Genomic DNA, 14,755 nt, shown 5'->3' with positions numbered 1-14,755 from the left:
GATTGTTACTGGATTGGCAGGCTATACCTAAATGAACTCCCAAGGGGTTTGTTTAGGTATTTTTTTATGGTTTGACACACAAAAAACAAGCGAAAGACCAAAATAGGAGGAACGACATGAATTACAAAGAGTTAGCAAAAACGATCATCACCAATGTTGGTGGGGAAGAAAATATCCAAAGCTTGACCCATTGTGCGACCCGCTTGCGCTTCAACTTGAAAGATGATAGCAAACCCCAAGAAAGTACTTTAAAACATACACCAGGGATCATGGGTGTGGTCAATAAAGGTGGGCAATACCAAGTAATCATCGGTAGTGATGTTGGCAATGTCTACAACGAAATCACTGCCCAAACCAATTTGACTAGTGACCAAGAAACAGTAGAAGACGATCGCGGACGTGTTGCGAAAGTCATCGATACGATCACCGGGATCTTCACTCCAATATTACCAGCCATCACGGCAGCTGGGATGCTAAAAGCGGTTCTTTCATTGCTAGTGGTCTTCAATGTCTTGACGGCAGAGAGTCAAAGTTACCAAATATTAAACTTTATGGCGGATGCGGCGTTCTACTTCTTGCCAATTTTGCTGGCTGCTTCTTCTGCACAAAAATTCAAAGCCAATATGTACTTAGCTATGATGGTGGGGGGGATTTTACTCCATCCGAACTTTATCGCGATGGTGACAGCAGTCAATGAGGTAGGCGGCGGCATCCATTTATTCGGCTTGCCGATTTCACCAGTGAGTTATTCATCATCGGTTATCCCAATCATCTTGAGTGTTTGGTTCATGTCTTACGTTGAACCGATCGCCGATAAAGTCTCGCCAAAAGCAATCAAATTCTTCAGCAAACCGTTGCTAACGATCTTCGTCGTAGGGACAGTAGCATTAGTTGCTTTAGGCCCTCTAGGCTACATGATCAGTGAAGCGATCTCTACAGGGATCCAAGCCTTAGAAACGGTTAGCCCATGGATCGTTCCATTACTGATTGGTGCCTTCACGCCATTGTTCGTGGCAACTGGTACCCACTATGGATTGGTTCCTATCGGTATCAACAACCGGATGACCACAGGTTATGACACAGTGATCTACCCTGGCATGCTGGCTTCAAACGTCAGTCAGGGAGCTGCAGCTATCGGCGTTGGTTTTAAATCAAAAGATTCTACGATCAAACAATTGGCATTTTCTGCTGGTCTGACTGGGCTATTCGGCATTACTGAACCGGCGTTGTATGGGGTCAATTTGCGGTTTAAAACACCCTTGTATGCAGCAATGATCGGTGGCGGATTTGGTGGTCTATTTATGGGAATCATGCGTGTCCGCAATTTCTCAGGCGGATCACCAGGCCTGTTGACTTTGCCAAGCTATATCGGCGATGACACCTTACGTCATTTGACCAATGCTTGTATCGGTGCGGCAATCAGTATCGTGATCACATTTATTGCGACATTATTCTTATACAAAGACCCTGTCACAGAAGAAGCACCTGAAGCAACACCGACAGACAAAGCGCAAGAACCCGCACATCAAATCAGCGGCGCAGAGATCAAAGCACCTTTAAAAGGGGAACTAAAAAGCTTGCAAGCAGTCAATGACGGCATGTTTTCGGAAGAGATTCTTGGCCAAGGGGTAGCGATTGAGCCAACCGTCGGAGAAGTGCTAGCTCCAGTAAACGGGACTGTCACAGCAGTCTTTGATTCAAAACATGCTATTGGCTTGACCAGTGAGGAAGGCATTGAACTATTGATCCACGTGGGGATCGATACAGTGCAATTAAATGGTGAAGGCTATGCCTATCAAGTAGAAAAAGGGCAAAAAGTGACAGTCGGGGATCCATTGATTACGTTTGATATTGAATTTATTAAAGAAAAAGGCTATCCAGTAATCACGCCGATCGTTATCACAAACAGTACTGAAGTGGGGGACATTTTGACGGCTAACAGTGGCCCGATTACGTTTGGCGATCAAATCATCAAAGTGATCGGCTAAAAAAGGAGAATAAGACATGGGATTTCCAGAAAACTTTTTATGGGGCGGTGCAACAGCCGCCAATCAATGTGAAGGCGGGTTTGATCAAGGCGGGCGTGGGCTTGCCAATGTCGATGTAATTCCGACTGGCAAGGACCGCCGAGCAGTTATTACCGGCAAGCGTGAGATGCTTGCTTTTGAAGAAGGGTATTTCTATCCAGCCAAAGAAGCGATCGATATGTACCATCATTTCAAAGAAGATATCGCCTTGTTTGCGGAGATGGGCTTTAAAACCTATCGTTTATCGATTGCTTGGTCAAGAATTTTTCCGAAGGGGGATGAAGAAACCCCTAATGAAGAAGGCTTGCGCTTTTATGAAGAACTTTTTTTAGAGTGCCGTAAATACCAAATCGAACCCTTGGTGACGATCACTCATTTTGACTGTCCGATCCATTTGATCAAAGAATATGGCGGTTGGCGCAACCGTAAGATGATCACCTTTTATGAAAACCTTTGTCGAGCGATCTTCACTCGATACAAAGGATTGGTGAAGTACTGGCTGACCTTTAACGAAATTAATATGATTTTGCATGCCCCATTTCTCGGTGCTGGGCTGACCTTTGCTGAAGGCGAAAATGAAGAACAAATTAAATACCAAGCTGCTCATCATGAATTAGTCGCAAGTGCGTTGGCAACAAAAATCGCCCACGAGATCGATCCAGAAAATAAAGTTGGCTGTATGCTGGCTGCGGCTAGTTATTATCCTTACAGCTGCAATCCGAAAGATGTCTGGGAAAGCAAAAAAAGCGATCGCGGCAACTATTTCTTTATCGATGTGCAATCGCGAGGAGAATATCCAAATTATGGTTTGAAGATGCTAGCTGATAAAGGAATCACTTTGGAACGAACCGCCGAAGATGCGGCTTTATTAAAAGCCCATACCGTCGATTTTATTTCCTTTTCATACTATGCCTCTCGGGTTGCTGCTTCAGAAGATTCCGGTGTTGAGAAAACGGAAGGCAACTTGTTCCCGACCATTAAAAACCCGTATTTAGAAGCGTCAGAATGGGGCTGGCAGATTGATCCGCTTGGTTTGCGAATCACGATGAATGATCTCTATGATCGTTACCAAAAGCCGCTTTTCATCGTCGAAAACGGTCTAGGAGCGGTGGATACGCCAAACGAAGATGGAAAAATCAATGATGTGTATCGCATCGACTATCTACGTGCGCATATCGCTGCGATGAAAGAAGCGATTGACCAAGACGGTGTGGAACTGTTGGGCTATACTTCATGGGGCTGTATCGATTTGGTCTCTGCAGGAACCGGAGAAATGAAGAAACGCTATGGCTATATCTATGTCGATCGCGACAATGAAGGCAATGGTACATTAGTCCGCAGCAAGAAGCAATCTTTTTATTGGTACAAAAAAGTGATTGCCACAAATGGGGAAGATTTGGCTTAAGCCAGTTAATTTATAAAAAATAAAACAAGGGTGTTCCGCTTTTTCAACTAGCGGAATACCCTTGTTTTATTGATTTTCAGAGTTATAAACTCGTGGTATTGCTCGGTCGTTTGCGATAGTTGGAAGGGGTCAAAGCAGTCTCCCTTTTGAAAAGTGTCGTAAAGTAATTCGGATCATCAAACCCAGTTTCCAATGCGATTTCGATGATTTTTAAATCCGTATGGAGTAAGAGATACTCCGCTTTTTTGATGCGAAACTTATTTAGATAAGTAAAAAAGCTCATCTGGAAATTTCTTTTGAAAAAACGGCAGAAATGCTCTTTGCTATAGCCAATATACTGACTGACTTCCTCAAGTGTCACTGGGCGTTGATAATTTTCTTCAATAAAAAGTAGGATTTTCTTGCATTTGTACGTATTGAGTTTGTTTTTACTGTCGATAGGTTTCTTATTGCGATTAATGTATTGGGTATTTTGACAAAGATATTTAATAAATAAAAAGAGTTCCGCTTTGATCGCCAGCTCATACAATGGTTCCTTTAATGCAAATAAATCTATAATATGAGTCAATGCCTGTTGAATGTTCATATGAGAAACGAAATCACTTGTGATGTGAATCGCTTGCTGATCCGCGGAATGGAGCAACGGGTCCAGATAGGACTGCTGGATCAAATCAGAGACGCGGCTCTCAATAAAGGTCGCGTCAAAGACGATAGCAAAGAAGGTACAAGCTGTTTGTTGATAATTTAATGCCTCATGTAGCTGATTGGCAGGGATAAATACAAGCTCGCCTTCTTTAGCGATATAAGAAACACCTTCGACCTTTATTTCCATCTTTCCTCGAAAAATATATAGGATCTCAAGCTCGCGATGCCAATGGGTGTGGATCATATTTGCTTGATCAGCAGGATGATTTGTCAAATAAACACTCACTGGAAACAAGCTATCACCATGTTCTGTGATCTCTTTTAAAGAAGTATCAATATCATATTCACTAGGGTTTGGCGTAAAAATATAGGGTTGGGTTACCATCTGTCTCCTCCATTTTCATCAATATTACAAGGTATTTCGGTTAAGATAACGATTACAGAAGGGCCGAAATATCAATATAATCAATTTGTGATCGAATTGATTGAGGAGGGAACAATGATGAAAAAGAGAATTTTGTTGACGGCTGCTACTATGTTAAGTGTGATCGGAATTGCTGGTTGCGGAAATTCTGGAAGCGGTACCTCAGATGATGGTAGTGTAACACTAGAAGTTTTTAACATCAAGACAGAGACTGCAGAACAGATGGATCGATTGGTTGCGGCTTTTGAAGAAAGCCATGAGGACATAAAAATCAATATGACTACTGTAGGTGGAGGAACGGACGCCACAGCGGCTCTCCAATCAAAATTTTCATCTGGTGATGAACCGGACATTTTTATGCTGGGGGGACTAGCAGATACGCAAACATGGGAACACAAGTTATATGACCTTGGGGAAACAGAATTAGCCCAAAAAGCAATTGAGGGAACGTTGGAAGGGGCAACACTGAATGAGACAGTCTATGGCTTGCCGATGAATATCGAAGGCTACGGTTGGCTGATCAATAAAGAGCTGTTTCAGCAAGCGGGAATCGATAGTGAAGCGATTGAAACATTTGCCGATTTTAAGGAGGCAGTAGAAACGTTAGATAGTAAGAAAGAAGAGTTAGGATTAGACGGTGTATTCGGCTTCAGCGGCGGTGAAACATGGGTTTCCAGTCAATTCAGTTCGAACTTTTTTGCACCTGAATTTAATGATAGCTTGAAAGAAACACTGGAAGCCAAAGAGCTTCATTTAACTTATGAGGCACAACTGAAAGACTACGCTGATCTGGCGATCCAATACAATGCTCAACCGTTGGAATCAATGGATTACAGCACGTCAGTCGAAGAATTATTTGCTAGTGAGAAGGTTGCCATCATTCATCAAGGCAATTGGATCGTTCCTACATTAAACAGCTTGGATGATACATTTGCAAAAGAAAAATTAGCGATCGTCCCAATGCAAGTGGGAGACGGCAGCAAAATTGTAGCCGGACCAGCTTGGTATTGGGGTGTCAACAAAGATAAGGAACAAGAAGTGATCGATGCCTCCATACAATTTTTGACATGGATGTATACCGATGAAGAGGCGATGACCGCGATCATCGATGATTTTGAGTTTATTCCAGCTTATACGAACTTCTCCAGTGACGATATTTCTGATCCGTTGTCCAATGACATTTATACGTATTTAACGAATGGCCAAACGGTTCCTTGGGTCCATAACTCTTATCCAGATGGATACGGACAAAATATTTTTGGGGTTCAGTTCCAGGCTTATGCAGCCGATCAAATCTCATGGACTGAGTTTACTGATCAGCTGAAAAGCAGCTGGGCGCAAGAACGTCAATAACCAAAGTGATGCCTATCCTGCAGTGATGCGCGCAGGATAGGCAAAATCAAGGAAATCATAGGAGGAGCTGTATGTTAACAAATCGTTCAAAATCATTTTGGCTGCTGCTAGCACCGGCATTCGTCGCATTATTGGTCGTTCTGTTTATTCCTTTATTTACAGGGGGATATTACTCACTGACCAACTGGAACGGCAATACGATCAGCGACTTTATCGGATTGGAAAACTACTTGCGCGCTTTTAAAGATCAGGCGTTCATTAACAGCTTGTTGTTCACGGCGAAATTTTCTGTTTACAGTGTGATCTTGATCAATGTCATCGCGCTGTTGTTAGCAACTTTAGTCACGCAAAAACTGGGACGCTGGACCACTCTATTTCGGACCGTCTTTTTCATGCCGAACTTAATTGGTGGGATCATACTAGGATTTATATGGCAATTTATTTTTAACAAAGCATTCGAGAGTATCGCCGATTTGACTGGGATCAATTTTTTTAATGGCTGGTTGAATACACCAGAAACAGGTTTTTGGGGTTTGGTTATCTTGTTCGTCTGGCAGATGAGCGGGTATATGATGTTGATCTATATTTCGTTTCTAAATAATATTCCAGAAGAAATTTTAGAAGCAGCAGATATGGACGGCGCCAATCCGCTACAAGTCTTTTTCCGAATCAAACTACCCATGCTGATGCCCGCGTTTACCGTAACATTGTTTTTGACGCTGTCAAATGCCTTTAAAATCTATGATCAAAACTTGGCGTTGACACAGGGCGGACCGTTCAATTCGACTCAGATGGCAGCCATGAATATTTACAATGAAGCTTTTTCAATGAGAAAAATGGGCTTTGCTCAGTCAAAAGCGATGATATTTCTGGTGATCATTGTCATTATTTCCATTATTCAAATCTCAATTACCCGCAGAAAGGAGATCAGCGCATGATCGAGACTCGTCACTCCTCTACTAAAAAGGGGAATACAAAAAGTAGACGGCAGAAGAAAAAAAAGCTGCAGCACAGTCTGCTGATCGTAAGTGGTCTTTTACTTGCGTGCTTATGGTTTTATCCGTTTTTCTTGATCGTGATCAATTCATTTAAAACAAAAGCAGAGATCTTTCAGAGTACGTTGTCGCTGCCTGGCGGATTGTCCTTTGAGAATTATCAAGAGGCGTTAGAAAAACTGGATTTCATCAGAAGTTTAATGAATTCATTGTTGATTACTGTCGGTTCTTTGATCTTGGTGGTCTTTGTTTCTTCAATGGCAGCATACGCTTTATCGAGAAATACCAGCCGCTTAAGTTCAGTCCTCTATTTTGTTGTTGCCATCGGCTTGCTGATCCCTTTTCAAGGGATCATGATTCCACTGATTTCTCTTTTTGGACGAATGAATTTGTTAAATCAGCCGGGTCTAATGATAATGTACTTGGGATTGGCTGTCAGTATGTCGACTTTTTTGTATTATGGTGCGTTAAGAGGCATTCCACGTTCGCTGGATGAAGCAGCGATCATTGATGGGGCGAATACCTTTCAGATTTATTGGAAAGTAATATTGCCTTTGTTGAAACCAACGACGGTAACGGTGATTGTTTTGAATACATTGTGGTTTTGGAATGACTATTTATTGCCTTCATTAAGTATTAATAAAGCCGGAATGTATACGATTCCCTTGCGGATGTTTTATTTCTTCGGCGAATTTAACAAGCAATGGCATTTAGCGCTAGCCGCTCTGGTGATCGTTGTTCTGCCAATCATTCTCTTGTTTATTGCCTTGCAAAAACATGTAGTGAAAGGCATCTCAGATGGTGCAGTAAAGTAGGAGGAAAAGAAGATGAAATTTACAAATGGCTATTGGCTGGCAAAAGAAGGCGTCCAACTCGAACATCCCCGAATTGCTTATGATCATAAGGTAGAAAAGGAGCAATTGACCCTTTATCTGCCCTATCAAGAGATTCAGCGGCGTGGCGATACCTTAAACCTTGGTTTAACCACACTCACGTTCTCGACTCCGCAAAACGATGTGATCAAAGTCAGTTTGGTGCATCATGACAAGACAATGCACGCCCCGTCGTTTACAGTGGATACCCAACCAGCAGACGTGAAGATCGATACCGATAAAGAAGACATGTATATCTTCAAATCTGGATCACTGGAAGCGAAAGTCCCTAAACAAGCGGCTTTTAAAATCGACTTTTTTGGAGAAGACAGATTGTTGACTTCTTCCATGCCTAAAGCACAGGCAAAAATTTCGGGAAATGACGGCAAACAGTATATGCGAGAACAGCTTTCGCTAGATCCTTATGAACTTGTTTACGGATTAGGGGAACGGTTCACCCCTTTTATCAAGAACGGTCAAACCGTTGATATTTGGAATCAAGACGGTGGTACGGGTAGCGAGCAGGCATACAAAAATATTCCGTTTTATCTGACGAATAAAGGCTACGGTATTTTTGTTGATCATCCCGAAGCGGTTTCCTTTGAAGTGGCTTCTGAGAACGTTTCCCGCACGCAATTCAGTGTCGAGGGGCAGCGTCTAGACTATTACATCATCTATGGACCAGATATGAAAGCCATTCTAGAAAAATACACCGACTTGACAGGAAAACCCGCCTTACCGCCAGCATGGTCTTTTGGCTTATGGCTATCCACTTCGTTTACGACTGATTATAGTGAAGAAACAGTGATGCACTTTATCGATGAAATGCAAGCTCGTGATATTCCTTTTGATGTCTTTCATTTTGATTGTTTCTGGATGAAGGAATTTGAATGGTGTGGGTTTGAATGGAATGATGAGTTGTTTCCTGATCCGAAAGGATTACTAAAGAAAATCCATGATAAAGGATTAAAAGTCAGTCTATGGATCAATCCTTACATTGGGCAAAAAGCCTCTGTATATCAAGAATGCAAAGAGAAAGGGTACTTTATTAAGAACCAAGCAGGTGAAGTCTGGCAGTGGGATCTTTGGCAAGCTGGACAAGGGATCATTGATTTTACCAACCCAGAGGCTCGTCAATGGTATAAAGATCGCTTAAAGGAATTGATTGAATTAGGTGTTGATTCCTTTAAGACGGATTTCGGTGAGCGGATTCCTGAAGATGCTGTCTATTATGACGGATCAGATCCGAAAAAAATGCACAATTATTATGCCTATCTATACAATGAAACCGTTTTTGAACTGCTGGCGGAAATGCGGGAAAATCAAGCCGTTCTTTTTGCCCGTTCTGCTTCTGTCGGTTCCCAAAAATTTCCAGTCCATTGGGGAGGCGACAATTTATCTGAATATTCTTCGATGGCAGAGTCTCTGCGTGGTGGCTTATCCTTTGTCTTATCTGGTTTCGGATTTTGGAGCCATGATATTGGCGGGTTTGAAGAACAAGCGACCCCCGACCTGTATAAACGTTGGACGCAATTTGGTTTATTGTCGACCCACAGTCGATACCATGGCAATGTTGAATATCGGGTACCATGGAATTTTGGCGAAGAAGCAGCAAAAGTCAGTCAAGCTTTTTCAAAATTGAAAAATCGCCTGATGCCTTATATTTATCGTCAAGCAGCAGCCACTGCAAAAACGGGCATTCCCCTGATGCGTCCATTGATGCTAGAGTTTCCAGAGGATCCGACGGTTTATGCCATTGATAAGCAGTATATGCTAGGGGATCGCCTATTGGCTGCACCGATTTTTAATGAGCAAGGAAAGGTTCCGTTCTATTTGCCAGCGGGTACTTGGACAAATTATTTAGACAACAAACGCTATGAAGGCCAAAAATGGTGGGAAGAAAGCTATGACTATTTCCATCTTCCGTTGATGGTACGACCGAATTCACTGATCATTGAAGGAAGCGTTGAACAGACCGCCGCCTATGACTACACCGAAAACCTCACCATCCATGCCTTTGAAATAACGGAAGCAGTTTCTGCTGAAGTCTGTGATCAGCAGGGCGTGCCAGCTGGAAAAATTTCTATTGAACCAGAGGAACGCGGTTATCGAGTTTGTATGGAAGGGGTGGAAAACGTTCAGGTACTGTTTCGCAATCGAAGCTTTGCAAACGCCCAACGACATCCTTTTGGCAGCATGATCACCATGGACGGACAAGAAATGATCGTCTTTGAATAAGGAAACAAAACCTACCGTTCTTGATGGGTATTTATCAAGGACGGTAGGTTTTTTGTAGTGAATGAAGCATTGAAAAGCTAACGGCAAAGTGCAGACGCAGTTCTTTGCTTCAGTTTTTTTCCTCCCGCTGGATCGGCAGCAGCAAGCGAACGGTGGTTCCTTCGTTGATGCGTGATTCTACAGTCAATCCGTATTTTTCCCCATAGAGCAGCTTGATACGCTGATCAATATTGTCTAAGCCAATACCCGAATAGTGTTCAAAGTGGTTCGCGGAGCTGGTTGGGTGCTCTTCATTGAACCCGATGCCCGTATCGATGATCTCAATTTTCAGGCCTTCCTTACTGACACGAGAAAAAATCTGGATCAATCCTGAATCCTCTTCGGGAAAGGCATGCAGGTAGGCATTTTCGATAATCGGTTGCAAAATCATTTTCGGTACGAGAATATTTTCACAGCCATCTTCTGAAAAAATCGTCGATTGGATGCGATTGCCATAACGCACGTTCATTAAAACGAGGTATTCTTCCACGATCGCTAGTTCATCTTTTAAAGGGACGATCTCTTTGCGGTTAAAGGTATGCCGCAACAATTGGACAAAACTTTCAATCGCTTGGGTGGCGGCCTCTTGTTCGTTTTGCCAGATTAAAAACTTGATAGCGGTCAAGGTGTTGTAGACAAAATGCGGTTGGATCTGCATTTGCAGTGAACGAATCTCGAACTTGCGTTTTTCGGCTTCTGTGACCATTAAATGATCGACATAAGATTCCAAGTCCTCCAGCATCAAGTTATAGGCACGCCCCAATTCTCGCGTTTCATACGTCCCGTTGATGGTGACCTTGTCGCTGAAATCGCCTTGAGTGACCGCCGGCAGCTTGGCAATCAGCTGATAAATCGGTTGGGTGATGTTGCGGATGATCCAAAATGCCAGCAGACTAAAGAGTAAAATACTGACGACAGAAATCAAAAGAGCTGGCTTGATCAGATTCATATTGCGTACCAGATGCGATTCATCCAAGACATCGTAAAAAGTAAAGTGATACGAATAAAGGGGCAGCTGATTGATGCTAGTATCTCTTTTGACCGTGACGAGATGATTTTCAAACGGCTTGCCTAAAAGGCTCGGATCAGAAGTGGAGAGAATTTGATTTTGTTCATTGACGATATAGATCGAGTGAAGACTGGTATCTAAGAGTTGACGATAAATTGAAGAAAAATCGGATTCCTTTAAGAAAATCAGGGCATAGCCGAAAATCGTTTCTTCTTTCATTAATTTGCGCACGTACATCAAGCCAGGGGAGTCGCTGGTGGAGGTACTTAAGCCTTGGTCCAAGAAATAATACTGACTGATGGCGTCATTGTCATTGATTTGCTGGATAAAGGTACTGGCGAGAAAATCATCCACCGATTGATTGCGAACCGCATCGTTTTGGAAAAAAGTACCCCCGTTGACCCCAATCAACACTAAATTTGAGGGGATGTCTTGAAACAAAGAGCGGGTGTCTTTTAATTGCTCGTTTAATTCTAAAATCGTACGGCCTTGATTCATGTCGCCTTCTAAGTATGTTTCAACGGCTTTGCTTTCATCGACGATGTCAAAAATCCGATGGATATTCTCGTTCAGACGCTCATAATCTTCTTGGATTTTTTCCAGAAGTAGCTGATTGGAGCTTTGGTACGAAGCAACATAGGCATCTTTCGAGCGACCATAGATCACGACGACGGTTAGCAGACATACACTAATGACCCCGACGACAACAAAGAGGAAGATCCGACTGAATAATTCATTTTTCTGAATCCATTGGTTGATTTTCATAATTGATTCAACCGCCGATACTTCGATGGGGTGACCTGACATTCTTTCTTAAAGATACGAGAAAAATAGCTGATATCCGAATACCCGACCGCTTCACTGATTTCAGATAGATTCAGATCAGATTGTGTCAGTAGTTCTTTGGCTTTATCCAAGCGGGTTTTCTTTACGTACTCAGAAAAGCTCATTTTCAGTTTTGCAGAAAGAAAAGCCGAAAGATAGGTGTAACTAAAATGAAAGGTTTCAGCCAGTTCAGACAAAGACAGACTTTTGGTGTAGTTGTCTTGAATAAAGCGCTGGATCGCAACGAGTAGATCATCTTCATCCAGCGGTGATAAGGTCGTCAGCTGTTGACGAATATCATCGATGGTCGCCAACAATAAATCAGAAAAATCTTCCAAATACTGCACGTGACCGATAGCGTGCAAAAATTCAGCTTTTAAGCGGCTAAAGCGTGGAGCAGTGGGAAATTCTTCTTCCAAGCGGGAGAGTAACGTGTAAAAAATACTGCTGGCCTGCTGTTTTAAAAATGTCGGATCGACATTGGATAAAATCATGTCATTAAAATATTCCTCGATTCTGGTGATTCCTAGCAAAAAGTTGTTGTCTAACAAAGCCCGTAAGAACTTCTTCGTATCAAAGCGATCACTTTCGATGTACAAAAAGAGTTCGTGTTCTTGTACCAACCGTTGGCGTTTATAAAAAAACGATTGTCCTTGGCTTTTGGCTTTAAGCGTCACAAAATGATCCCGTAACTGTTCAATCTTTCGAAAGGGCACACTGAGAGTAAAGAAGGCATCCGGCTCGGTAAAACGCAATTGTTCCAACGTTTCTTTCAAAGCGGAATAAAAATTCGTTCCTTCTGGATAACTGATCACTAAGCCGGCATCTTTATTACTGGTTTGAAAAAAGAGCGTCTTTACCTGCGGTTGTGATTGAGTAAATTCTGTCAACGCATGTAGCAGCTGATCATTGGCACGAAAGCCGCTAAAATTGGTGGTCAAAATTTGGGCTTGCTGTTGCGGCTGACCCAATGCAAGAGAGTCCGCTAAAGGAGCCAACGGTTCTTCATACCCTGCTAAATAGCGATTCAACGATTCTTGCAGCTGCGTTTCCTCAGTCACGGAGCCTTTTGTATGTGACAGCTTTTGTGAGATGTTGTGCAGCGTCTTCAACAAGAGTGTCGGTGTCAGTGTCGGTTTTAAAAGATAATCTATGGCACCATTTCTAAAAGACTGACTGACGTATTGGAAATCATCGTAGCTGCTCAAGACCAAAAAATGGACTTCTGGATATTGTTGTTGAATGATCGTTGTGAGTTGAAGACCATCCATTTGTGGCATTTTCAAATCCGTGATCACGATGTCGGGATTTAGCTCATGGATCAGCGCCAATGCTTCTTGCCCGTTCGCTGCATCGCCTAAGAGACGGAACCCTTCTTGCTCCCAACGTATCATATGTTTCAATCCATCTCGGATCGTTGCCTCATCATCAACGACTAAGACCGTGCGTAAAATAGTCATGGTATCCCCCCTATATCTCTTCTTTATTATAAACGCTTTCAAAAAAGAAAGGTATTGTAACTTTTTTCTATTTTTGGACAAATTTAGTAAGCTCTTTCATAATCGTTGAATACGGTTACAAAATCAGTGTATAGTTAGCCTTGTAAATAAAAGGAAAGAGGGATAAAAATGAAAAAACTACTTGCATCGATGGTAACGGCGGCTGCAGTGCTGACTTTGGCGGCTTGCGGAAACAGCAACACAAGCTCTGGGGATTCCGGCGAGTCCTCAAACAAAGTCACGGTCTGGGCATGGGATGAGACCTTCAACATCAAGGCAGTCAATGAAGCCAAAAAAGTGTATGAAAATCAAGATGTCGATGTGGAAGTTGTGACGATGTCGCAAGATGATATCGTCCAAAAATTAAATACTAGTCTGGCATCAGGAAATACGGACGGACTGCCAAATATCGTCTTGATCGAAGACTACCGAATCCAAGGGTACCTTTCTTCTTATCCAGATGCGTTTAGTGATCTAACGGATATCGTGAATGAGGAGGATTTCTCCAGCTATAAATTTGCGGTCAATAAAGTCGACGATGTCATTTATGGGGTGCCATTTGACAGTGGCGTCGCAGGACTATTTTACCGCACAGATTATTTGACCGATGCAGGCTATGAGCAAGCGGATCTCCAAGATATTACCTGGGATGATTTTATCAGCATTGCCAAAGATGTCAAAGAAAAAACGGGTCACGCTATGATGTCGTTAGACCCAAGCGATCTTGGCTTGGCACGAATCATTATGCAATCTGCAGGCGAATGGTATACCGGTGAAGATGGCTCCACCGTGACCATCAAAGACAATGAATCCTTCAAAGCCGGTCTAAATGTCTTGGCAACATTGTTGAATGAAGGCTTAGTTGAACAAGTTTCCGATTGGGATGGCGGGGTCAATGCCGTTCAATCGGGGAATGTTGCGTCTGCGCCAACCGGTGCGTGGTATTCTAGCACAATTCAAGGCGCTGAAGATCAAAGCGGCAAATGGGCGATCGCTCCGATCCCATCCATCGCTGGCGATAGCAATTCAGTCAATGCTTCCAGCATCGGCGGAGCAGGCTGGTACGTGATCAAAGGGGTTGACGGCGAAGAAAATGCCAAAGACTTTTTAGCCAATACCTTTGCTTCAAACAAAGAATTGATGGGTACATTAGCTACCGAGATCGGTTTAGTTTCAACCATGAATGCTGCAGAAGAAACGGAAGAATATACGTCGGGTCTTGATTTCTATGGCGGTCAAAAAGTCTTCCAAGATTTCTCACAATGGTCACAAGAAATTCCAGCCGTGAACTACGGCAATCACACCTATGCCATTGAATCCGTCTTGACTGAAAGCTTGCAACGAGTGATCAACGGTGAAGACATCGATAAAGTATTAGAAGAAGCACAATCACAAGTGGAAGCACAAATTGCAAACTAATCGAA

General features: G+C 42.8%; 10 protein-coding genes. 7 read left to right on the top strand and 3 right to left on the bottom strand.

From position 1 onward, the window contains the following. Positions 1 to 116 precede the first annotated feature (116 nt). Together IGK85_RS10740 and IGK85_RS10735 are read left to right on the top strand one after the other, a co-directional pair. Positions 117 to 1,988 carry a beta-glucoside-specific PTS transporter subunit IIABC gene (locus tag IGK85_RS10740; protein WP_008378855.1) on the top strand — a complete coding sequence of 624 codons (1,872 nt, stop codon included), beginning with the start codon at positions 117 to 119 and terminating at the stop codon, positions 1,986 to 1,988. Between the two features lie 16 nt (positions 1,989 to 2,004). Beyond that, positions 2,005 to 3,432, top strand: a complete 1,428-nt coding sequence (locus tag IGK85_RS10735; protein WP_008378853.1) for a 6-phospho-beta-glucosidase — start codon at positions 2,005 to 2,007, stop codon at positions 3,430 to 3,432. Positions 3,433 to 3,514: 82 nt separating this feature from the next. On the opposite strand, the gene IGK85_RS10730 is transcribed toward IGK85_RS10735, so the two are convergent. Beyond that, entirely contained in the window at positions 3,515 to 4,462 is a 948-nt protein-coding gene (locus IGK85_RS10730; protein WP_008378851.1) for an AraC family transcriptional regulator, read from the bottom strand. Positions 4,463 to 4,579: 117 nt separating this feature from the next. Here IGK85_RS10730 and IGK85_RS10725 point away from each other — a divergent pair, with 117 nt between their 5' ends. The 4 genes from IGK85_RS10725 to yicI all read left to right on the top strand — a co-directional run bounded on the left by IGK85_RS10725 (position 4,580) and on the right by yicI (position 9,959). Further along, positions 4,580 to 5,854, top strand: a complete 1,275-nt coding sequence (locus IGK85_RS10725; protein WP_035006650.1) for an ABC transporter substrate-binding protein — start codon at positions 4,580 to 4,582, stop codon at positions 5,852 to 5,854. A 71-nt stretch (positions 5,855 to 5,925) separates the two neighbouring features. Further along, complete coding sequence (locus IGK85_RS10720) at positions 5,926 to 6,792, top strand: carbohydrate ABC transporter permease (protein WP_008378847.1); 867 nt, start codon at positions 5,926 to 5,928, stop codon at positions 6,790 to 6,792. Beyond that, on the top strand, positions 6,789 to 7,664 hold the full coding sequence (locus tag IGK85_RS10715; RefSeq protein ID WP_008378845.1) for a carbohydrate ABC transporter permease: 876 nt from the start codon (positions 6,789 to 6,791) through the stop codon (positions 7,662 to 7,664). The genes IGK85_RS10720 and IGK85_RS10715 overlap by 4 nt, the downstream gene beginning before the upstream one ends. 12 nt (positions 7,665 to 7,676) lie before the next feature. Further along, complete coding sequence (yicI, locus tag IGK85_RS10710) at positions 7,677 to 9,959, top strand: alpha-xylosidase (protein WP_008378842.1); 2,283 nt, start codon at positions 7,677 to 7,679, stop codon at positions 9,957 to 9,959. A gap of 109 nt (positions 9,960 to 10,068) precedes the next feature. Here yicI and IGK85_RS10705 read toward each other — a convergent pair whose 3' ends face one another. Both IGK85_RS10705 and IGK85_RS10700 read right to left on the bottom strand, forming a co-directional pair. Beyond that, positions 10,069 to 11,772: a sensor histidine kinase gene (locus IGK85_RS10705; protein WP_008378840.1), complete on the bottom strand. Its 1,704-nt coding sequence runs from the start codon at positions 11,770 to 11,772 to the stop codon at positions 10,069 to 10,071. Next, positions 11,769 to 13,292: a response regulator transcription factor gene (locus IGK85_RS10700; RefSeq protein WP_008378838.1), complete on the bottom strand. Its 1,524-nt coding sequence runs from the start codon at positions 13,290 to 13,292 to the stop codon at positions 11,769 to 11,771. Before IGK85_RS10700 ends, IGK85_RS10705 begins: the two co-directional genes overlap by 4 nt. 168 nt (positions 13,293 to 13,460) lie before the next feature. Here IGK85_RS10700 and IGK85_RS10695 point away from each other — a divergent pair, with 168 nt between their 5' ends. Beyond that, on the top strand, positions 13,461 to 14,750 hold the full coding sequence (locus IGK85_RS10695; RefSeq protein ID WP_008378836.1) for an ABC transporter substrate-binding protein: 1,290 nt from the start codon (positions 13,461 to 13,463) through the stop codon (positions 14,748 to 14,750). Positions 14,751 to 14,755 lie beyond the last annotated feature (5 nt).

Source organism: Enterococcus sp. AZ015, assembly GCF_050499225.1.
Lineage (GTDB): Bacteria > Bacillota > Bacilli > Lactobacillales > Enterococcaceae > Enterococcus_D > Enterococcus_D entomosocium.
This window is presented reverse-complemented; position numbering and strand designations above follow the sequence as displayed.

What these genes read in the sequence shown, in the direction of transcription:
- IGK85_RS10700 (WP_008378838.1), bottom strand. Translation starts at nt 13,292, where the DNA reads ATGACTATTTTACGCACGGTCTTAGTCGTTGATGATGAGGCAACGATC.
- IGK85_RS10735 (WP_008378853.1), top strand. Translation starts at nt 2,005, where the DNA reads ATGGGATTTCCAGAAAACTTTTTATGGGGCGGTGCAACAGCCGCCAAT.
- IGK85_RS10715 (WP_008378845.1), top strand. Translation starts at nt 6,789, where the DNA reads ATGATCGAGACTCGTCACTCCTCTACTAAAAAGGGGAATACAAAAAGT.
- yicI (WP_008378842.1), top strand. Translation starts at nt 7,677, where the DNA reads ATGAAATTTACAAATGGCTATTGGCTGGCAAAAGAAGGCGTCCAACTC.
- IGK85_RS10720 (WP_008378847.1), top strand. Translation starts at nt 5,926, where the DNA reads ATGTTAACAAATCGTTCAAAATCATTTTGGCTGCTGCTAGCACCGGCA.
- IGK85_RS10730 (WP_008378851.1), bottom strand. Translation starts at nt 4,462, where the DNA reads ATGGTAACCCAACCCTATATTTTTACGCCAAACCCTAGTGAATATGAT.
- IGK85_RS10725 (WP_035006650.1), top strand. Translation starts at nt 4,580, where the DNA reads ATGAAAAAGAGAATTTTGTTGACGGCTGCTACTATGTTAAGTGTGATC.
- IGK85_RS10705 (WP_008378840.1), bottom strand. Translation starts at nt 11,772, where the DNA reads ATGAAAATCAACCAATGGATTCAGAAAAATGAATTATTCAGTCGGATC.
- IGK85_RS10740 (WP_008378855.1), top strand. Translation starts at nt 117, where the DNA reads ATGAATTACAAAGAGTTAGCAAAAACGATCATCACCAATGTTGGTGGG.
- IGK85_RS10695 (WP_008378836.1), top strand. Translation starts at nt 13,461, where the DNA reads ATGAAAAAACTACTTGCATCGATGGTAACGGCGGCTGCAGTGCTGACT.